At 62.8% G+C, this 20,850-nt stretch carries 16 protein-coding genes and 5 pseudogenes; 11 read left to right on the forward strand and 10 right to left on the reverse strand.

What is annotated here, in order from left to right; translation table 11 throughout:
• Position 1 precedes the first annotated feature (1 nt).
• Both NW75_RS17455 and NW75_RS27510 read right to left on the reverse strand, forming a co-directional pair.
• Positions 2–712, reverse strand: a complete 711-nt coding sequence (locus NW75_RS17455; RefSeq protein ID WP_126847977.1) for a FadR/GntR family transcriptional regulator — start codon at positions 710–712, stop codon at positions 2–4.
• Positions 713–815: 103 nt separating this feature from the next.
• A pseudogene (locus NW75_RS27510) lies at positions 816–2,397 on the reverse strand (aldehyde dehydrogenase (NADP(+))).
• Positions 2,398–2,635: 238 nt separating this feature from the next.
• Between NW75_RS27510 and NW75_RS17465 the strand changes: the two are divergent.
• Positions 2,636–3,922: a glycosyltransferase gene (locus NW75_RS17465; RefSeq protein WP_033966463.1), complete on the forward strand. Its 1,287-nt coding sequence runs from the start codon at positions 2,636–2,638 to the stop codon at positions 3,920–3,922.
• On the opposite strand, the gene NW75_RS17470 is transcribed toward NW75_RS17465, so the two are convergent.
• Positions 3,919–4,101, reverse strand: coding sequence for a hypothetical protein (locus NW75_RS17470; protein ID WP_033966465.1), 183 nt, complete (start codon positions 4,099–4,101; stop codon positions 3,919–3,921). The two genes, NW75_RS17465 and NW75_RS17470, sit on opposite strands and share 4 nt — an antisense overlap.
• Before the next feature lie 28 nt (positions 4,102–4,129).
• Positions 4,130–4,735: a cell division protein SepF gene (locus tag NW75_RS17475; RefSeq protein WP_033966467.1), complete on the reverse strand. Its 606-nt coding sequence runs from the start codon at positions 4,733–4,735 to the stop codon at positions 4,130–4,132.
• A 273-nt stretch (positions 4,736–5,008) separates the two neighbouring features.
• Here NW75_RS17475 and NW75_RS26820 point away from each other — a divergent pair, with 273 nt between their 5' ends.
• From NW75_RS26820 to NW75_RS23155, 8 genes and pseudogenes are all read left to right on the forward strand, one after another.
• Positions 5,009–5,437, forward strand: coding sequence for a hypothetical protein (locus tag NW75_RS26820; protein ID WP_331386183.1), 429 nt, complete (start codon positions 5,009–5,011; stop codon positions 5,435–5,437).
• Entirely contained in the window at positions 5,370–6,416 is a 1,047-nt protein-coding gene (locus NW75_RS23140) for a hypothetical protein (protein ID WP_269430348.1), read from the forward strand. Before NW75_RS26820 ends, NW75_RS23140 begins: the two co-directional genes overlap by 68 nt.
• Before the next feature lie 448 nt (positions 6,417–6,864).
• A complete protein-coding gene (locus NW75_RS17485; protein WP_033966469.1) occupies positions 6,865–8,505 on the forward strand; it encodes an MFS transporter in 1,641 nt (546 codons plus the stop codon).
• 32 nt (positions 8,506–8,537) lie between these two features.
• Positions 8,538–9,565 (forward strand): annotated as a pseudogene (locus tag NW75_RS17490) (alanine racemase).
• Positions 9,566–9,770: 205 nt separating this feature from the next.
• The gene (locus NW75_RS24640) at positions 9,771–10,058 is read left to right on the forward strand and encodes a hypothetical protein (protein ID WP_156143065.1); all 288 of its coding nucleotides are present in this window, start codon (positions 9,771–9,773) and stop codon (positions 10,056–10,058) included.
• Positions 10,059–10,171: 113 nt separating this feature from the next.
• Positions 10,172–10,261 (forward strand): annotated as a pseudogene (locus NW75_RS28390) (hypothetical protein); the annotation flags it as partial.
• Between the two features lie 69 nt (positions 10,262–10,330).
• The gene (locus tag NW75_RS23150) at positions 10,331–11,722 is read left to right on the forward strand and encodes a hypothetical protein (protein WP_231565280.1); all 1,392 of its coding nucleotides are present in this window, start codon (positions 10,331–10,333) and stop codon (positions 11,720–11,722) included.
• 95 nt (positions 11,723–11,817) lie between these two features.
• Positions 11,818–12,960, forward strand: coding sequence for a TonB-dependent receptor domain-containing protein (locus NW75_RS23155; protein ID WP_231565281.1), 1,143 nt, complete (start codon positions 11,818–11,820; stop codon positions 12,958–12,960).
• Between the two features lie 123 nt (positions 12,961–13,083).
• Here NW75_RS23155 and NW75_RS17500 read toward each other — a convergent pair whose 3' ends face one another.
• Together NW75_RS17500 and NW75_RS17505 are read right to left on the reverse strand one after the other, a co-directional pair.
• Positions 13,084–14,256 (reverse strand): acetyl-CoA C-acetyltransferase, encoded by a 1,173-nt coding sequence (locus NW75_RS17500; protein ID WP_033966471.1) that lies wholly within the window; start codon positions 14,254–14,256, stop codon positions 13,084–13,086.
• A 28-nt stretch (positions 14,257–14,284) separates the two neighbouring features.
• Positions 14,285–15,359, reverse strand: a pseudogene (locus NW75_RS17505) (alpha/beta fold hydrolase).
• 20 nt (positions 15,360–15,379) lie between these two features.
• Here NW75_RS17505 and phaR point away from each other — a divergent pair.
• Both phaR and NW75_RS24645 read left to right on the forward strand, forming a co-directional pair.
• Positions 15,380–15,936 (forward strand): annotated as a pseudogene (phaR, locus tag NW75_RS17510) (polyhydroxyalkanoate synthesis repressor PhaR).
• Positions 15,937–15,944: 8 nt separating this feature from the next.
• Complete coding sequence (locus NW75_RS24645) at positions 15,945–16,124, forward strand: hypothetical protein (protein ID WP_033966473.1); 180 nt, start codon at positions 15,945–15,947, stop codon at positions 16,122–16,124.
• 19 nt (positions 16,125–16,143) lie between these two features.
• Here NW75_RS24645 and NW75_RS17520 read toward each other — a convergent pair whose 3' ends face one another.
• The 4 genes from NW75_RS17520 to NW75_RS17535 all read right to left on the reverse strand — a co-directional run bounded on the left by NW75_RS17520 (position 16,144) and on the right by NW75_RS17535 (position 20,780).
• The gene (locus NW75_RS17520; protein WP_231565282.1) at positions 16,144–17,295 is read right to left on the reverse strand and encodes an aspartyl protease family protein; all 1,152 of its coding nucleotides are present in this window, start codon (positions 17,293–17,295) and stop codon (positions 16,144–16,146) included.
• Positions 17,296–17,348: 53 nt separating this feature from the next.
• Complete coding sequence (locus NW75_RS17525; protein WP_443024497.1) at positions 17,349–18,866, reverse strand: CpaF family protein; 1,518 nt, start codon at positions 18,864–18,866, stop codon at positions 17,349–17,351.
• Between the two features lie 82 nt (positions 18,867–18,948).
• The gene (locus NW75_RS17530) at positions 18,949–20,418 is read right to left on the reverse strand and encodes a glycosyltransferase family 39 protein (RefSeq protein WP_052192483.1); all 1,470 of its coding nucleotides are present in this window, start codon (positions 20,416–20,418) and stop codon (positions 18,949–18,951) included.
• A 110-nt stretch (positions 20,419–20,528) separates the two neighbouring features.
• Positions 20,529–20,780 (reverse strand): ATP synthase F1 subunit epsilon, encoded by a 252-nt coding sequence (locus NW75_RS17535; RefSeq protein ID WP_010404117.1) that lies wholly within the window; start codon positions 20,778–20,780, stop codon positions 20,529–20,531.
• Positions 20,781–20,850 lie beyond the last annotated feature (70 nt).

Raw genomic sequence — 20,850 nt, forward strand, 5'->3', positions numbered from 1 at the left:
GTTAGCCGCGCTGCGCGAGCCCCATGTCGCGCAGAGCGAGCTTCAGCAGCGTCACCATTGCCTCGCGCGCGGCGTCTGCATCGCTGGCGGCGATTGCGTCGAGCACCCGCACATGGTCGGGCAGCGGGTCGCGCGGCAAAGCGCGCTTGCGCTGCTTGAATTTGGTGGTCCAGCGCACCGCCGCACCAACCGAATTGGCGAGCGTCGCCAGCGGGGTGTTGCGCGCGGCCGCCAGGATCGCACGGTGGAACTGCTGGTCGGCGCTCTGGCCGCGCGCATCCGCCAGCCCATAATGCTTCATCGCATCGAGCGCCGATCGCATCTCGGCCAGATCGGCATCGGTGCGGCGCGCGGCGGCAAAGGCGGCGGCGGCAGGCTCGATCACGCCGCGCAATTCGAACAGGTCGATGATGAAGTCGGTGTCGGGTTCACCCTCGAACGTCCAGGCGAGTACGTCGACGTCGAGCATGTTCCAGCGGCTGCGCGGCGTCACGCGCGTGCCCGCCTTGGGGCGGCTTTCGACCAGCCCCTTGGCGGCCAGGATGCGGATCGCCTCGCGATAGGCGGTGCGGGAGACGCCCAGCGCTTCGCTCGCTTCAATTTCACCGCCGAACACGTCGCCGGGCTTGCGCATCCCGCTGACGATTTCCACGCCGATATCGTGCGCGATGGTGCCGTGAATGCGCGGCGAGAAGACGCGGTCGTCTTCCATCATCGAGACGGTGGCTGGGTCATGAAGACCCAGCCTAGCGGATCACGCGCTCGGCAGGAAGGCATGGGGATATCCCACCGCACACCCTGACGGGCGCGTCCGATCATCGCGCGGAGGCTTCGCGGAGTCCGTCAACCCGACGGGCGATGTCCCACGGATTGCCGTCGCGCACCGCGATCGGGAGCAGGGTCGGGGCGAGGTTCTGGAAGGCAACCGGGCGCAAGAAGCGATAGATGGCCAGCGTACCGACCGAGGTCGTCCGCCCGTCGCTGGTGGCGGGGTAGGGGCCGCCATGCACCATGGCGTGGCACACTTCGACGCCGGTTGGCCAGCCATTGGCCAGAATGCGGCCAACACGCTGTGCGAGGACGGGGATCAATGTCGCGGCAGCGGCCTCGTCGGCTGCATCCAATTGCAACGTCGCGGTCAATTGCCCTTCAAGCCCGGCGATCACTTGCGCGAGTTCACCCAGATCGCGGCACCGCACGATGATCGACGACGAACCGAAGACTTCATGGCCGAGCGCGCGGTCGGCCAGGAAATGGCTGGCGTCGGTTTCGAACAGGGCACCAACCGCCTGGTTTGGTCCGGCGCTGGGGCAGCCGCGCGCGATGGTGCGCACCGCGTCATGCGTAGCGAGCGCTTCGACGCCCTTGTCGAAGCTGGCATGGATGCCGGGGGTCAGCATCGTCAGCGGCTGGGTGCCCGAAAGCAGCTTTCCCGCTTCCGCGACGAAGGCATCGAGTTCGGGGCTGTCGAGCGCGAGGATCAGGCCGGGATTGGTGCAGAACTGGCCTGCGCCCATCGTCAGCGACTGGACGAAACCGGCGGCGATCTCCGGTCCGCGCGCGGCAAGCGCGGCGGGGAACACGACCACCGGGTTGATGCTCGACATCTCGGCATAGACCGGGATCGGCTGCGCACGCTCGGCGGCGATCCGCATCAGCGCGAGGCCGCCGCCGCGCGAGCCGGTAAAGCCGACCGCCTGTACGCGCGGGTCGCGACGAGTGCGCCGCCCAGATCATTGGTGTCGCCCGGCAGATACGAGAAGACACCGGCGGGCAGGCCGCTCGATGCGACCGCAGCGGCAATGGCGCGTGCTACCAATTCACCGGTGCCGGGATGCGCCGGATGGCCCTTCACGATCACCGGACAGCCGGCCGCCAGTGCCGAGGCGGTATCGCCGCCCGCAACGGAGAAAGCGAGCGGGAAGTTGGAGGCTCCGAACACCGCGACCGGGCCGACGGGCACGTTGATGCGGCGCAAGTCGGGGCGGGGCAAGGGGGGCGCGATCAGGCAACGCGGGGTCGATCGTCGCGTCGAGCCAGTCGCCCTGGCGCACCACTTGCGCGAACAGCTTGAGCTGGCCGACGGTACGGCCACGCTCGCCCTCCAGGCGCGCACGGGGGGAGGCCGCTTTCGGCCATCGCGCGGACGATCAGGTCGTCGCCAATCGCGACGATATTGTCGGCAATCGCTTCCAGAAAGGCAGCGCGAGTCGGCAGGTCGGTCGCGGCATAAGCCGGAAAGGCGGCCTGCGCCAACGCCGTGGCAGCGTTGACCGCGTCGCGGTCCGCAGACGAAAAGCTCGGGGTCAGAGATTCGCCGGTGGCCGGGTTTACCGTGGTGAATCGTGTTGTTGCCTGACGAGCGTCGGCACCGATCAAAATAGAACCATCGATCACGGGAAGGCCTTTCAAAAATAACTCAGACATAATAGGGCCCGCACCGCGTTTCTGCAAGGCTGGACTTGCGCGGAGGGCAATAAGCGAGGGGCTTCATGGCTCCGTCATCCGATGCAATTTGGCGGCCGCGCGCGATCCGGCCCACCCGTAGCAAACACGTGCTCTATCGGAAAAAATGCTACGATCCCGAGCAGGAAGGGACTGGACGCGATGCGCTGACGCGACCAGTGGGATCGCAATGCGTAAAGTCGTTCTCACCACCATCGGGACGTTAGGCGATCTTCACCCGTTCATCGCGATCGGGCTGGCGCTACGCAAACGGGGCTTCACCCCGGTACTGGCGGTGCCCGAGGACCAGGTGGCCAAATGTCGCCGCGCCGGCTTGGAGGCTGTGGCGATTCTGCCCGGCTTTGATGCGGTGCAGAAACGCATGGGGTTGAGCCATGAAGAGGCGGTTCGGCGGGTCATCGCCAATCAGCGCGTCATGCTCGAACAGGTTTTGTTGCCGGGCCTTTCGGATTGCACGCGCGCGCTCGATGCGGTGGCGGCGGATGCCGAGGCGATTGTCGCCTCGATTTTCGTGTTTGCCGCACCGATGATCGCCGAAAAGCGCAACTTGCCGCTGATTTCCGTGATCCTGCAACCCATGGCAATGCTGTCGGCTTATGATCCGCCGCGCACGCCCGATTTCTGGATGATGCGCGATCAGCCGGTCGGACGCGTTGGGCGTGTATGGAACCGCACGGCTTATACGGTGCTGCGGCGGGTTCTGCATGGGCTGTACGGTCGGCGGTTCGATCGTGTGCGGGCGGAGCACGGCTTGCCGCCCAAGGGTGCGCGGCGTGCGCTGGAGCCCGACGCGCGCTCCATTTTGCAACTGGGATGTTATTCGCCGCAACTCGCCCCGTTGCCGCCCGACGCGCCGCCGTCGACCAAGATTGTCGGCTTTCCCGTTTTCGACAGCGATAGCGGAAGCGAGGAGACGCTCGATCCGGCGTTGGCGGATTTCCTCGCCGCAGGGCCGCCGCCGCTGGTCTTCACGCTCGGCTCCTTCGCCGTGAACAGTGCCGGGGGCTTTTACGATACGGCTGCTGAGGTTTCGCGGCGGTTAGGGATGCGGGCGGTACTGCTGGTCGGCGGGGATGCTGCGCCGACGATCGAGGGCGATGTGTTGCGTTGCGGCTATGCGCCGCATTCGTTGCTGTTCCAAAGCGCCGCTGCGATCATCCAGCATGGCGGAGTCGGGACGACGGGCCAGGCGCTGCGCGCGGGCAAGCCGCAGTTGGTGGTGCCGCATATGGGGGATCAGAACGATCACGGACACCGCATCGCGCGGCTGGGCGCAGGGTTACGGTTGCGGGCGGACCGCTTCTCGGCCGCGCGCGCGACGCGGCGCATCGGGTGTCTGTTACGCGACCCCAAATATAGCGCCGTCGCCGCCGAAATCGCGCGATGCATGGCCGACGAAAACGGAGCGGACGCCGCGGCCGATGCGATCGCGCAAGCGCTCGACCGCACTGCTTAGAGCAGCGGTATCCGAAGCACCTTGGCGGGGCGCAGCGGGGGCGTCTCGATCATGTCCCGCAGATGCCAGAACAAGGCGGCAGCGCCGATATGCACCAGATCGATCATGGTGGAGCGTGGCCGTGGCATCATCGGCGGGGTGGCCGCAAGGCGCTGGTGTTTGGGGGTTTTGCGGGACACGCGAAATCCTTCGGGAACTTCCTTCCATTTACTGGTGGGCGGCGCGCCTGCCGACCGGATCATGTCGCGGCTGCAACGCTGGCAGACACTGAACGCGAACCCCTGATTGTGCTGGATAGAGGGTCGGGCCCGATGCCCGAGCAGGTGACATAACGGCGACATCGTTTACCTCATGTGCAATTTGGCTGGCCCGCAAAAGCGTTGCGAGCGTGACGAGATCGGACGGGCCATGATCGAGCACATACGCCATGTCCCAAATTTCGAAGCGAGCCCCGGTGGCAACGAGCAGGGCAAAGTCCCCAATCGCGCCACGTTCGCGCATGATTCGCGGCAGCGTCATCATCCCGTCCGGGGCGACCGGTGCCTCGTCGACAAACCCATAGGTGCGCCGCAGGCGATGATGGTCCTGGAAGCCGCCGGGTGACGCCGCCAGCTTTTCGGCGACTTCGAATTGCCGTTGCATGGCGTGCAGCCGATCGAACGCGATCAGGCAGGGCGATTCCTCGTGCAGCCCAATGAACAGCGAATGCTCGGCCGAGCGAAGCCGCAATGTTTGATGGAAGCGACGTGGCAACAGGATGTCGCCCCATTCGGTCACTTCACAAAGCGCGCTGCCCATAAAAAGTTCGTCCATGTCTAAAGCCCCTCGCTTCCGAGCTTATGGTTAACGCTCCGAAAACGATTCGGGGAATAGAGTAGATCTACTTTATGGGGTTCACCCTACCCGTAATGTTGCGGAGGCCCCAGGATCCGACTTTGCATACTAAAGAATGATTCATCATTTCTGATGCGTAACAATGCAGGATTATTGGCGGTCAAGTTCTCTGTCACTGTAAAGATACTGTATCGTTAACTATGATCGTTCGGAGCAGGTGTCGCGCATCACACCATTAGGTGAAGCGATTCTCTGGAGCATCGGTATGACGGGTGGGCAAGCGAAGAGCGATCACGGTCGCTTGGTCGTGTTCGGGGGTGGGGGGGAGCGGGCGGCAATGCCGTTCGCGCGCTGTTGGGGCGTCCGGACTGCGGCATGACCATTTTATGCGCGAACACGGATGTGCAGGCGATGCGCGCGGTGCCTGCGGCCAATCGTTTGCAGCTTGGTCGGCAAATTACGGCTGGGCTGGGTGCTGGCGGTCGGCCCGAGATCGGGCGCGCGGCTGCGGAAGAAGCCTTGCCCGAGATTATCGAGGCGCTGCAAGGCGCGTCGCTGTGCTTCATCGCCGCGGGCCTGGGGGGGTGGCACGGGAACCGGTGCCGCCCCGGTCATCGCCAAAGCGGCACGCGACCTCGGCATCCTGACTATTGGTGTGGCGACGAAGCCGTTCGCCTTTGAAGGCAAGCGCCGGGCACGGACCGCCGATTTGGGTGCCGCTGACTTTCGCGCGCAGGTCGATGTGATGGTAACGGTGTGCAACCAGAAACTGCTGGGGGTCATTGGTCGCGACACCACATTGAGCGACGCTCTGCGGTTGTCGGACTCGATCATCGGAGAGAGCGCTACCGATTTCGCCTTGCTCCTGGAGGAGCCTGCGCTGAAGCGGGTAAGTGTCGCGGATTTGCGATCGCTGCTGGCATCGACTGGGGACGCGGTGATCGGCTTTGGGGAGCGCTGCGTCGGTTGGGATCGTGCTGCCAACGCCGCCCGATCCGCCTTATGTAATCCCTTGCTGGAGGGGCTGCCGGGAACCGCGCGGCGTCTGCTGGTCACGGTTGCGGGTGGAGAAGAGCTTACTCTGTTCGAAGTGGAGGAGGCGATTACGAGCCTGCGGGCAAACCTCCCGGATGGCACCGAGATATTATGGGGCGCGGTCCTCGATGCCGAACTGGCGGGCCGGGTTCGCGTGGGAATAATTGCAGGTGGGATCCCGGTTCCAGACCCGACGCAGCAGGTGGTCGCGCCTTATGTGCTTCAGCCGGTGCGCGATGTGGCGGCTGAGCCTGTAAATGCAGAGATGGAAGCCATGCCAGCCACGTGCCAGCATGAAGTGGTACCAATCACCGCCGAGCCCGAAACCGAAAAGCCCGGGCTGCTTTTGACGCCAACTTTGGCTTTACTTCGCGAGGAACACGCCGTTGCGTATCCGTACCAGCGGCCTGCTTTCGGAGACGGTTTTGTTCGCCGCGGTTATCAGGCGGTGCGTCAGCGGTTGCAGCGCGCGCCTCGCACCCCTTCCGGGATGGCCGCCCCCTACCCGCCGAGCGCATTTCACGTCCTAAAGTCCTTTGATCCACCCGCAAGGTCGCCGATGATCTCGGGCAACCTGATCGTCAACGCGCGGATTGCGATGGCGTTCGCAGACCGATCCTGTTGATCGGGCGGGAGCGATTATATGACGAAGGCGACCGCCGCGATTGCAGCCCAGAGACCCAAGGACAGGAGACCGCCAATCAAAAAACCCGTTCCAGGCGGGACAGGGCGGCTGTCCTGAGTGGCGGTGGACGGAAAACGGTCGAAGGAACGTACTCTCATGTTCTTTGTCCGGTACAGATGCACTCTATTGACCTTATATAGGCCATTTTGTCGTAAAAAACATGAATAGATCATCTTTTCCTCAATAATGATGATAAATTATTCGTGCTATTTGTGTTGCGGTGCACAAATTTGTCATTTGGTAACCTAGGATCACGCCATTTCCATGTGGGTGACGATGGTCCTGGTGGGATCGGCTGGCAAGCTCGGCCCGAGCTGGGTTGCCGCAGAGATAAATCCGCCTAATCTCACCGCTCGCCGGAGGGCGCATCGGTAGTTGGGGGAAGACAATGGCGACGTTCTTGGATGGGGCTGCAGATCCAGGATCCGCGGCGATACCCAGCCGCAAGGACATTCAGTTGATTATTGCTGCCTCGTCGCTGGGCACAGTTTTCGAATGGTATGACTTTTTTATCTACGGGACACTCGCGGCGTCGGGCATCATCGGGCGTACGTTTTTCCCGGCCCAGAGCGAATTGTTGCAGACGCTGTATGCGTGGGGCGGCTTTGCGGTCGGGTTCGGATTTCGACCCCTTGGGGCCGTCCTGTTTGGCTATCTCGGCGACACGCTCGGCCGCAAATATACTTTCCTTGTCACGATTACGGTGATGGGCCTCGCCACGGCGGGCGTCGGACTGGTGCCCTCGGCTGCGGTGATCGGCCTTGGAGCCCCGTTCATCGTGCTCGGCTTGCGCATCCTGCAAGGATTGGCGCTGGGCGGCGAATATGGCGGTGCGGCAATCTATGTTGCGGAGCACTCGCCGCCGGAGAGGCGCGGCTTCTACACCAGCTTTATTCAGGCGAGCGTAGCGGGTGGGTTCATCCTCAGCCTGGCCGTCGTGCTGCTGACCAAGGGAGCAATGTCGCCAGGGGTATGGAGCGACTGGGGCTGGCGCGTGCCCTTCTTGTTTTCGATCGTGCTCCTCGTCGGATCACTATGGATGCGGCTAAAACTGTCGGAAAGTCCGGTGTTCCAGCAAATGAAAGCGGCTGGCGAATGCGCCGGAAACCCATTCGTTGAGAGTTTTACCTATCAGGGCAATCTCAAGCGGCTGTTCGTCGCCTTGTTCGGCATAGCGGCGGGGCTGACGGTGATCTGGTACACCGCCATGTTTACCGTGCTGTCGTTCCTGCAAGGCACGATGCGCGTGCAGGAAACGGTGGCGCAAGTGATCGTCGGGGTGGGGGCCCTGTTCGGCCTTGGCTTTTTCGTGCTGTTCGGATGGCTGTCGGACAAGGTCGGGCGCAAGACGCCGATCGTCCTTGGCTATGCCCTCACGCTCGTGCTGATCTTTCCGATCTTCTGGGTGATGGGCGGTGCCGCGAATCCGGAGCTGGCGCGTGCCGCGAAGCGCGCTCCTGTGGTGGTGTCGGGTCCAGCCTGCTCGCATGAAGTGCTGCCCGAGATGTTTCCGATGCTGTTCCCGACGAAGCAGTCGGGTGAATGTCGCCGCCTGGTCGACTATCTTGCTAAAAAGGGGATCCCTTACGCCAAGGCGCGTACCCCGGTGACGCTGGTCATTGTTGGCGGCGTGGGTGTCGACGACATGAGCGATGCGGGCCTTGAGGCAGCGCTCACGCGTGCAGGCTATGATCTGTCGCCCGTGATTCCAAAGCCGGGCAACATTGCCCTGATTTTGCTGGCGATTCTTGCCCTCAGTGCCTTGTCGGGCATCACCTATGGCCCAGTCGCAGCGTTGCTCACCGAGCTGTTTCCGCCGCGCATTCGCTATAGCTCGATGTCGATCCCCTATCATATTGGCACCGGCTATTTCGGCGGGTTCCTGCCGCTGATCAGTCAGATGATCGTTGTCCATACCGGCAATCCCTATTCGGGTTTGTGGTACACCGTGGTCGTGGTGGCGATGGCGCTGGTCGTGACGTTGTTCGGCCTCGAAGAGGGCAAGCCGGGGACGGCGAGCGCGGACTAGCGCCGCGTAGCGCGGAGCGCTAACCGGCTGGGATGACCGCACCGCTTCGCCTCCGCCTTGATCCCGACGCCTTGATCGCCAACTGGCGCGCGCTCGATCGTCTGAGCGGGGCGGCGGCATGCGGCGCGGCGATCAAGGCCGATGGCTATGGCCTGGGCGCACGCGGGGTCGCGACCCGGTTGGCCGCTGCGGGGACGCGCGATTTCTTTGTCGCGAGCTGGAGCGAGGCGGCAGCGCTTGCCGATTGCGGGCTCGACGTGGCGGTTCTGCACGGCGTGCGTGCGGAAGACATGCCGCTGGCGCTCAGTGGCATTGCCCGACCGGTGCTCAATAGCGCTGCACAGGTGGCGCGCTGGCGTGATGCCGGGGGCGGGCGTTGCGACGTGATGGTCGACACCGGCATCAACCGGCTCGGGGTCGCGCCCGAGGAGGTGCGAGGCGGTCTGCTCGATGACCTCCAGATCGATACGCTGCTCAGCCATCTGGCCTGCGCCGATGAGGACAGCGCGATGAACGCACGTCAGGCGACCGCTTTTCGCGCGCTTGAGGGGCGAACTGCCGCGCGGCGGATGAGTCTGGCCAATTCGGCTGGAATCGCGCTGGGAGCCGATTATGCGTTCGACCTCACCCGGCCGGGTCTCGCGCTGTATGGCGGGGTGGCGCGGGCGGAACTGGCGGCGGTCGTGCGACAGGTGGTGACGCCCGAAGCCAGATTTTGCAACGCCGCACCGTCGCGGCGGGCGAGTCGATCGGATATAACGCGCTCTATACCCCGGCGCTGCCAATGGAAGTTGCCATCCTCAACATCGGTTATGCCGACGGCTATTGGCGCGGCTTCAGCAATCGCGGGGTTGCGGTGGCTGGAGGAGCTCGCTTGCCAGTGGTGGGGCGTGTGTCGATGGATCTGACCGCGATTTGCGTCGATGCGGCACCCGCGCTCGCCGAGGGCGATTGGGTGGCTCTGGAGTATGATCTGCCGGCGGCTGCAGCGGCTTCGGGCATGTCGCAATATGAATTGCTGACGGGATTGGGCGCGCGGTTTGAGCGCATATTCTATTAAATCATTGATATAAAAAGTTTTATAATACGTTGTTCGTTGTGAAACTGTTCCTCGGATATGTCTGTCTTGTGACAATCATGCAACATAACGACAGAATTGTGCCTTGCGAATTAAGCTTGGGTTCAGCTTGGTATTGCGCTCCATAAACCTCCGCGCTTTAACGGAGACACTAAGGGCGCTTTCGCCCAAAAGTGGGGCAAATTTCATGAGCATTAAGCGGCTTATGAGCGCAACTGCGCTCGTCGGTATTCTCGGGGCTATTCCGAGCGTCACTTTTGCGCAAACTGCGCCATCTACGTCTACGAATTCTGTGGAGCCGGCCGCTAATACGATCCAGACGGGTGATCCGAGCGATAATCCTTCCAATGATGGCGAAATCGTCGTCACCGGATCGCGCATCGCGCGTCCGACATTGTCGTCACCGGTCCCGGTTACGACGATCTCGGCTCAGGATCTATTGAGCACGGGTACGCTCAATATTGGCGACGCCTGAACAATCTGCCGGCGCTGCGCTCGACGTTCAGTCAAGCGAACTCAGAGCGTTTCATCGGTACGTCGGGGCTTAACCTGCTCGATCTGCGCGGGCTTGGAACGGCTCGTACACTTGTGCTTGTCAATGGCCGTCGCCACGTAACGGCGTCGCCAGGGGACTATATCGTCGATACGAACACCATTCCCGATGATCTGCTCGAGCGCGTCGATATTGTGACTGGCGGCAACTCGGCGGTGTATGGTTCGGACGCTGTCGCGGGCGTTGTCAATTTCGTGCTCAAGCGCGATTTTTCAGGCCTCAAGATTGCGGGTCAGGGGTCGATCACGTCGCGAGGTGATCGCGGATCCTATTTCGGCAGCTTGACGGCTGGTAAGAACTTTGCTGACGGTCGCGGCAACATCGCGATCGCGCTCGAATACTCGAAGGCAAATGCCGTCTATAATGTCGATCGCGACGATCTGACCGGAGCGTATTCCGGACGCAACCAGTTCAACCAGTCTGAAACCACTGTTGGTGAGCCGGCCGCAGGCAATGGCGTCCCGGACAACCAATTCTACCGTGGCGTGCGCAACGGCAGCATTGCGGACGGCGGCCTCGTGACAGCGGTTTGCAATCCAACCGTGGCAGCGCAGCTCGCCGATCTGAACAGGTGCCGTGCCTCATCGACGGGCTTCGTCTCGGCGAGCAATCCGGGTATCGGCATTGGCCAACGGTATGTGTTCAATTCTGCCGGGCAGCTTGTCCTGAGCAATCCGAGCCTCGATTTTCGCGACATCACCACCAATTTCGGTGCGTCCTCGCCCAGCAGTGGCAGCTCGAACACGATTGGCGGCCTTGGTTCGACATTGATGAACACGGGCCAGTTGCTTCCGTCGCTCGAGCGTTATTCGGCCAACATCCTCGCGCATTTCGATATTTCGGACGCGTTCCAGCCTTTCGTTGAGGCCAAGTACGTTCGCATCTACGCGGATCAGGAAGGTCAACCAAGCTTCTTCTCGCCGATTTCCGGCACGCTTGGTCTTCCCGAGTTGCGATGCAATAACGGTTTCTTGACCGCTGGATCGCTTGCAACGCTTCAATCGATCGGTCGCTGCGTCAATCCCGCAACCGATCGCTTCGCAACTTCGCGTTTCAATACCGATTTTGGTGGGCGAGGCGAGCTTCACAAGCGCGAGACGTACCGGATTGTCGGTGGCGTGCAAGGAACGTTCAACGACGACTGGAAGTACGAACTTGCCGTCAATTACGGTCAGTATGACGAGCATTATGACTCGCTAAACAACCTCAAGCTCGCGGATCTTGCCGGTAACGACGACGGCTTTACGCTTGCTTATGATGCCGTGCTGGCGCCGGCGTCGTTCAGCGGAAGCAACTTTGTGCTCAACTCTACAGGCGCGAAGGTCATCTGTGCTGTCAACTCGGCAACAAATACCCGACCTGACTGCGTTCCGATCAATCTGTTCGGCGTCGGTGCGCCGTCGGCGGCGGCGCTAAAGTTCGTCAACACCACTTCGTCGTATCAAGCGCGTGCGACCGAGCTCGACGTTACGCTGAACGTGACCGGGGACACATCGCAACTGTTTGAACTTCCTGGCGGGCCGGTAAAATTCAACGTCGGTGGTGAATATCGTCGTGAAACCGCGCGGTCGCATTCGATGCTCTGACCGCGTCGGGCGGCACGTTCCTCAACGCGATCCAACCGTTCAATCCGCCTGCACTGACGGTAAAGGAAGGCTTTGGGGAAATCGAAATTCCGTTGTTGAAGGATCTGCCGTTCGTCAAGGAACTGACGCTTTCGGGTGCAGGGCGTATTTCAAGCTATAATACCTCGGCCGGAACGACTTACACATATAACGGCGCTGTCTATTACGCGCCAATCAATGATGTCCGACTGCGGGGTAGCTATGCACGTTCGGTCCGCGTCCCAACACAGAGTGATCTGTTCTCAACAGCGTCGCAAAACTTTGCATCGATTGCTGATCCGTGCGACGCAGGACGCATTAATAACGGAACGGCAACGCGCGCAGCGAACTGCCTTGCGCTTGGCGTACCGGTCGGCTTCACCAACACGATAGCGAACTCGCAAACTGTCGCTTACCTGAGTGGTGGTAACCCGGCGCTCAAGCCTGAAAAGTCGAACAGCTTCACGGCGGGGGCGATCTTTGAACCTCATCAGATCCCTGGCTTGTCGTTGACGGTCGATTATTACGATATCAAGGTTCAGAGTCTGATTGCTGGCGTTTCGATCCAGACGATCGTGAACCAGTGCGTAGATTCACCGACGATCAACAACTCCTATTGCGCGTTGCTGAATCCACGCGTTGCCGGGGGGGCCTTCCCGTCGGTGGTTGGTCTGGCATCGACTCTGAACTTTTCGAAGCAGACCACTTCAGGCGTCGACGTCGATCTGGCCTATAATCACACGTTCGGTGGTGGCGGGCGCCTGACGGTGCGTACGCTGTTCAGCTACGTGATCGACAAGACCAACTATCTGGATCCGATCAACCCGAACATTCCGACCCGGCAGTTGTTCGCGCTCGGCGATCCGCAGCTTGAGGGGCAATTCTCGGCCCAATATCAAACCGCAGGTGGTTTCTCGGTCCGCTATCAGTTTCAGTATATCGGCAAGCAGACGATCGCTGCTACCTATGCAGTTCAGAACAGCTACAATGGCTTGCCGCCAACGAACGCGGATCAATATCCTCAGATCTACTATCCTGAGGTTACCTACCACAATCTGCGCATGGGCTTCCTAGTTAACAAGCAGTTCGAAATGTATGCCGGCGTGGACAACGTGTTCGACAAGTATCCGCCGTTCGGTTTGACCGGTACGGGGTCGGGCAGCGGCATCTACTCGAACACTGGTCGCCAATTCTATGCAGGCTTCAAGGCAAACTTCTGATTTTATAGAAAACTAAAACGAAGGGCCGCTCCTTGAGGAGCGGCCCTTTTTATGGACTGTTGTTGACGTTGACACCATGACGAGCGCGGCAACCCTCCGCAAACTGGGACGAACTCCGCTACCTCATCGCTCCACGCACAGCGCAATCCCCATCCCGCCGCCAATACACAGCGTCGCCAAGCCCTTGGTCACATCGCGTTTGGCCATCTCGTACAGCAACGTCGTCAGAACGCGCGCGCCCGAAGCACCGATCGGGTGGCCGATGGCGATCGCGCCGCCGTTCACGTTGACGCGCTCGGCATCCCATTCGAGTTCCTTGCCGACCGACAGCGCCTGTGCCGCAAACGCCTCGTTCGCCTCGATCAAGTCGAGGTCACCGATGCTCCATCCGGCTTTTTGTAGTGCGCGCCGAGTCGCGGGGACGGGGCCGATCCCCATGATCGAAGGGTCGACACCGGCCGATGCCCAGCTTGCGATGCGCGCCAGGATCGGCGATCCGCGGCGTTCGGCTTCGGCGCGGCTCATCAGCACCAGCGCAGCCGCTCCGTCGTTGAGGCCGGAGGCATTGGCGGCGGTCACCGTGCCATCCTTCTTGAAAGCGGGGCGCAGGCCGGACACGCTTTCCAACGTAACACCAGCGCGGATATATTCGTCGTCGGCGACGATCGTGTCGCCCTTGCGGCCCTTGATGGTGACGGGCGCGATCTCGTCGCGAAAGCGGCCCGAGGAGCGGGCGGCGTCGGCAAGATTTTGCGATCGCACCGCAAAGTCGTCCTGCGCGGCGCGGGTGATCTGATATTGCTCCGCCAGATTCTCGGCGGTGATGCCCATGTGATAGCTGTTGAAGGCATCGGTCAGCCCATCCTTGACCATCGTGTCGATCAAGCTGAGGTCGCCCATTTTCTGCCCGGCGCGCAGCAATTGCGCGTGCGCGCTCATCGACATCGATTCCTGCCCGCCTGCTACGACGATCGTCGAATCGCCCGTAGCGATCGCCTGTGCGGCCAGCGCCACCGCGCGCAGGCCCGAACCGCACACCTGATTGACGCCCCAGGCCGGGATTTCCTTCGGCACGCCCGCCGCCATCGACGCCTGCCGCGCCGGGTTCTGGCCCTGCGCCGCGGTCAGCACCTGGCCCAGGATGACTTCGGACACATCCGCGCCCGCTACGCCAGCCTGCGCGAGGGCTGCCTCGATCGCGATCCGTCCGAGTTCGTGCGCAGGCGTTGCGGCAAACGCTCCCAGGAAGCTCCCGACGGGGGTCCGCTTGGCGGCGGTGATGACGATGTCCTGCATGGGGTCTCTCCGGGATCTGTGTCGTGGCCTATTTAGGCAGCGGCAGCGCCTTTAGCCAGTCCGACAATGGCTCCCACAATTGCGTGCGCGCGCCGCGCCCGACGATCATGCCGACATGGCCTGCGCCGAGATCGCGCCGGTCGCGCAAGTTGGCCGCGCTGGCGGCCGGGACGATACGGTCGTTGAGCGACACGAACTCGATGGCCGGGCAGGACAGGGCGGCAGGAGCGATCGTCACCCCGCTGATCTGCCACGCACCGGTGCCAGGCGTATCCGCCGCGATGAAATTTTCGAAGATTTGCACGCCGGTTGCAAAGGGCAGGGGCGCACCGCCATTGGCCCAATCCTCCAGCGCGATAAAGCTGCGCGCGGCTTCGCTATCCGGCTCCAACGCGGCAAAGGCTTCATATTTCGCGATCGTGCGGGCTGGGTCGAGTCGCCAGAAACCCGCTTGCAGCACCTCCATCGGCACCAGGCCGAGCGTGTCGCAGGCCGGCTTGGCCGAATCCCACAACGCGGCGATCTCTGCACGCGCGGCGGAGCCGTAACCGGTAAAATGCCATGGCGAAGCGATCAGCGCGAGCCCGGCAACCTCGGTCAGGCAGGACGCGGCCAGGGCCATCGTGCCGCCAAGGCAATAGCCGATCAGGATTGGCGGCACCGGAAATTTGGCAATCAGCGGGAGCAACACGCGAGTAATATGTGCGTCTACGTCCAAATCGCGCGCTTTGGGGCCCTGGGTTCCCCAGTCGAGCAGGAACGGCCGATGGCCCTGGCCGGCGAGCCAGCGCAACAGCGAGCTTTCGGGCCGCAAATCGAGGATATGCGGCGGGTTGATGAGCGACGGGATGACGATGACCGCCCGCCCGGTCGCGCTGCCCATAGTCCCGTAGCCGCGCCTGTCCTTTTCGAAAACGGGCAGGCATGGCTTTGCGCGGTTTCGCGCGCCCCGCGTCCTGATAGGCGCGCAGGCCCGCCAGCGCCGCTGCGCTTCGTTCCGGCGAACCCGCTGTCTGATCACGCAAAATGTCGAGGAACAAAGGTAATGGGCGCGGGCCGTGTTGCGATGCGGCAATAAATGATGATAGGACTTGCGCAACCACAGGCGGGGGAGCCTTTCTTCATGAAGAAGACCATTCCGGGCGATGGCCCGGTGATCATTAAAAATACGCGAACCGCCGCCTCTATAATACCGAGACATCCTCTTACATCACGCTCGAGCACCTCGCTGCGATGACCCGTGACGGGCGGGATTTCAAGGTGGTGGATGCAAAGTCCGAAGAGGACATCACGCACAACATCCTGACCCAGATCATCATGGAAGAGGAACAGCGCGGGCAGACGATGCTGCCGGTGCCATTCCTGCGCCAGTTGATCGCGATGTACGGCGATTCGATGCAGGCGATGGTGCCGGGCTATCTCGAAGCGTCGATGGACAGCTTCCGCCGCAACCAGCAGCAGTTCAAATCGGCGGTCGAGGGCGCGTTCGCCAATTCGCCTTTCGCCGAATTGGCCAAGCAGAATATGGCGATGTTCGAGGCGGCGACTGCGGCGTTCAAGCCAGGGGTGGCGGCTGGTCTGGCACCGGCCGCAAGCGCCGCGAGCAAGGACGACGAGATTGCTGCTCTGAAGGCAGAACTCGGTCGGCTGCACGAAAAGATCGAAAAGCTCGGCGACTGAGCGACGCAGTGCTTTGGTGGGTGGCGGCGGCGGGCGCGATGGTCGTCGCGGCGCTCGCCGGGTTGGGCGACTGGCGACACCGGACGCGGCGCGACCTCGACAAGGTTGGATGGATCAACTGGCCAAGCCTGCAAATGGCAGCGGTCATTGCGGCGGTCGTGTGTGCGATCATGGCGGCGCATCGATGACGAACGCGCGCAGGCTCGCTCAATAGAAGGCGCGTAACGTCAGCGTACGCGTCATGCCATTGCAAGTTGCCAGCTTCACGCTGCGCCCGGCGGCATCGACCGGCCAATGCAAGCTCGCTTCGGCGCTGACGGGAAGCCCGTCGACCGCGCAAATCTGTTCGCCCGCTTGCCAACCGTCCGCCTCGGCCGGGCCGCCCCGCATGACGTGTAGCACCGTCAGCCGATCGTCGTCGCGGCGCAGAATAAGGCCGCTGGTCGAACGCAGCGGCGGCGTGTCTGCCGATGAGTCGGGGAGCAACACCATCCGCCCGGCATGGGGATCGAGCAGGACGCGATAGTGGCGCAGGAAGCCCGACCCGATCCGCCCGTTCATGCCGATCGTGGCGGTGTAGCCGCCCGAAGGCTCGATCCGCATTTCGACGGTGCGTGCCGGCGCTGTCCCGCTGCGCACTCCGGGCACGATCGCAAGATCGACAATCGCTGCCCCGCCAACGCCGTAGCTGATGGTCGAACTGGTCGGACGGTGTTTCTCGGCCAGTGCGGACCATGCTGGCTGGGTAACGGTGATGGCGCTGCCGTCTCCGGTGTCGACCGCCATGCGAGACAGGTGGTGGTCGCCGACGAGAATATCGGTCACATAGGTCGACCATTCCCCGCCAATCCGGAGCGGCGCAATACTGCCGGCAAAGGGGAGGTTGCCCGAGGGGAGCAAGCGAAAACGCTGCGCCGCATAATCGATGTCGAGCGCGTAGCCCCCGATGATGTCGCTGCCGACCAACAGGTCTATCGCCGCTTGTCCCGTCGTTGCGGGCGGCAAGGGAGCGGTCATCAAGCGGGGACTGTGCACGGTACGTTCCGCCACAGTGACGCTCGATGGATCGACCCAGCCAGTGGCGACCGTGCCGCCAATTGCGAGGGCCGCATGACCGTGCCGCACCCGCATCCGGGCCGCATCGACGAACCGTCGCGACAGCAGCGACGTACTCACCCCTGTATCGAGGATCGCCGTCACGGAATGGCCATCGACGACGGCCTGGAAGCAAATCTGCTCGGCGGGGGTCAGCGTGAAGGCAACCCAGGGGGCTTCGGTTTCGAGGGCGGGCGGTGCCGGAGCACGCGTGATGGGCGGCGCATCGGGGGCGGCGGCGCAAAGCAAAAAAAACAGAAACACGAGGCAACGCATCGGTCGCCACTGATACCCGATTTAGCGGTCAGAGGCACGCCTCAAGATACGCCTGGTCGAAGCCGAAGGTGCGGGCCTTTTTCCAGCGTATAGGGGCGCAGGCCCATCGAGCGATATTCGCCGATGATCTTGCCGTCCGCGGATTCGTCCAGATATTCGAATTTGAACAGTTCCTGCGTGACGATCACCGGGCCTTCCATGCCGATCACTTCCGTCACGTTGGTGACGCGGCGCGAACCGTCGCGCAGGCGCTTCACCTGGATGATCATCTCGACCGAATCGGCGATCTGGCGGCTGATCGCTTCCTTGGGCACCTTGATGTCCGACATCATCACCATGTTCTCCATACGCGCGAGCGCCTCGCGCGGGGGAGTTGGCGTGGAGCGTGCACATCGAGCGTCATGCCCCGTGTTCATCGCGGCGAGCATGTCGAAACACTCGGACCCGCGGATTTCGCCGAGGATGATGCGATCCGGACGCATACGCAGCGCGTTCTTGACGAGATCGCGGATGCTGATCTCGCCCTGGCCCTCGAGGTTGGCGGGCCGCGTTTCCAGCGGCAGCCAGTGCGGCTGCTGCAAGCGGAGTTCGGCGGCATCCTCGATCGTCAGCACGCGCTCGCCCGGGTCGATCATCTTCGACAAAGCGTTGAGCATTGTCGTCTTGCCCGAGCCGGTACCGCCCGAAATGACGACATTGAACCGACATGCGCCCGCGATCTTGAGCGCGGTCGCCATCTTCGGGCTCATCGAGCCAAAGCCCGCCATCATGTCGAGCGTGATCGGCTTGGCGGAAAACTTACGAATCGAGATCGCGGTGCCGCGCAAGGAGAGCGGCGGGACGATCACGTTGACGCGCGAGCCGTCCTTGAGGCGGGCGTCGGCGAGCGGCGTGGTCTGGTCGACGCGGCGGCCGACCGAGTTGCAGATGCGCTGCGCGATCTGGAACAGATGTTCCTCATCGCGAAACTGGATCTGCGCGAGCTCGAGCTTGCCCTTGCGTTCGACATAGGTCTGCTCGGGGCCGTTGACCATGATGTCGGTGATGTTCGGATCGGCGAGCAATTCCTCGAGCGGGCCGAGGCCAAGCAATTCGTCGACCAGCACCTTTTCGAGCGCGAACTGTTCGCGCCGGTTGAGCGTCAGCTTCAGCTCGGCGAGCACTTCGCCGATAATCGGGCGGAATTCCTCGGCCAACTCGTCCTTGTCGAGCGTCGCAGCGGCTTCGGGATCGACGCGTTCGAGCAGGCGGGGGAGGACTTGCTCCTTGATCTTGTGGATCGAGCTTTCGAAGCCCTCAACCTTGGAATTGCCTGCGTCTCCCGACGAAGCCTGGCGGTCGGCGAGGCGCTGCATCGCGTCCATTTGCAGGCCGGGCATGTTGCCGCTCGGCTCGGTGTCGCCCGGAAGCGGCGGCAGGGGCAGCGGCGGGAACTGATCGCTGGCGGTTTCCGCCTCGGTCGCGGGGCGGACGCCCGCGCCGTGCATCGGCCGCGCGACGCCGAAGGCTGGCCGGGTGCCCGGTCCGGCTGATCCAGGTCTGCGCCGAAATGCACTCATGCCACTCAGTTCCTTGTCGTTCGCCCGGACGCTAGCGCCCAAGCTTTTACAATTGCCTAACCACGGTCGCGGGGTTTCGGCTTTAGCGTCCGGCGTTGCGCCGCCAGATCACCAGTTGGTCGCGCCCGCCGGTATAAACCCGGTGGGGCAGGCCAGCCGTAGGATGGTAATCGCGGGCCAGCGTGGCGCTCAGGAGTCGTTCCATCGCCGGGTTGCGGTCGGTCCAGATCGAGTGCGCGATGGTGATGATCGTGCCAGGCCGCCGCGCCAGCGCGTCGCGCAGTGCCTGCGCCTGGTCGACGCCCAGCGCATTTGCCTCGCGCGTCGAACTGAGATGCGCGGTGAAGGCGAAGCGCGTCACCCGGCATGCGTTGCTGAGCTGATAATAAGCAACCGGCCCCTCGTAGATGAACAAGCAGCGCGTCGTCACATCGCTTGGCAGTGCGGCCACGACATTGGCGGCATAGACGCGCTCTATCGCGCCGATCTTGGGCGCGACGACGACCGCGTAAAATAGCGGCCACGCCATCACCGTGGCGAAGAGCGCCTTGCCGAAACGAGGAATGGCGAAGGCATGCGCGATCAACGGGCAGCACGCCAGCACCAGCGGAATCGCGTAATGCGGGAAATATCCGCCAATCGCGCCGAAATCGACCAGTCCGAACGCGATCCAGCCGAGGATGAAGAGCGTCTCTTGCCCCCACACCTGGAAGCGCTCGGTGCGGGCCCATAGGCCGAGGAGCGCGACCACCAGGGCGGGCAAAGTGAGGATGACAGAGGTCGCGAGATTGTCGATCGCCGCAGGGTCGGTCGGTCGGCCCTTGGCGATTACTGACAGCACATTGGCTTGCCACCAGGCATCGAAATGGCCGAGCGCCGCGTAGGAGAGCATTGCCGCCAGGGTAGGCAGCGCGGCGGCGAGCACCATCGGCACGGCCAGACGCAAAATGCGGGTCGGGTCGCGGGTCTCGCGCCACACCGACCAGATTAGCCAGGCCCCGAAGAACCCGCCCTGGAAGACGGCATTGGTCTTGATCTGGATGGCGAGGCCGATCAGCGCCATCGCCGCTACGCCGCTGCCGGTGCGCACACGCTCATTGGCAGTGTCGCTGGCGCGCAAGGTCAGCATCGCCGCTGCCATCACCAGCAGATCATAAAACACCGGCGTTTGGGTGGTGTCGCCCCACAAGATGTTGAGCTGCGCGAGATAGAACATCCCCGCCATCGTCGCGGGAACCCAGCCAACGCGCCGTCGCATGAACAACGCGATCAGGAAGGCGGTGGCGGCGGCAAAGGCCGTGGCGACCATTTGCGCAGCAAGGAATCCGTTCCCCGGCAAGAGCCGGATCGCGGCAAAGAGCACGAACAGGCCTAGCGGCTTGCGGTCCCAAATGTCGACATAGGGCAGTTCCCCATGCCACATCCGGTCGCCGACCAGCAGATAGAGCTGCTCGTCCAGCCCCGCGATCGGATTGCCGAACAGACCGAAGCGCAGCAGCACCGCAGCGCCAATGGTGGCCGCGAGCGCGATCCAGCCCGCACGCACCGACACCGCACTTACGCTATGAGGCAGGGGACGGGAGAGTTGGCCAAGGAGCATATCCATGGCCCGCTATGTCGCAGGGTGTAGTTAACGCCGCGTAAAGGGCAGGGCAGCTCGACTTAGGCGGCGCGTTCCGCCAGCACGGTGAGGCCGTTGGCGTTCACTTCGGCGAAACCGCCTTCGATCGCGATCAGCTCGGGTTCGCCCTTTTCGGTGCGATAGACCGATAGCGCGCCGTCGCGGATGGTCGACATCACTGGCGCATGGCCCTCCAGCACGCCGAAATCACCTTCCGATCCGGGGACGACGACCATGTACACGTCCTCCGAGCGGACGAGCTTTTCAGGCGTGACGAGTTCGAAGTGGAGCATTGTTGTGTCCTTCTCCCTCTCCCCTTCAGGGGAGAGGGTCGGGGAGAGGGGCAGGTGTGGGGACTATAGG

It is taken from the genome of Sphingomonas sp. Ant H11 (assembly GCF_000797515.1).
Lineage (GTDB): Bacteria > Pseudomonadota > Alphaproteobacteria > Sphingomonadales > Sphingomonadaceae > Sphingomonas.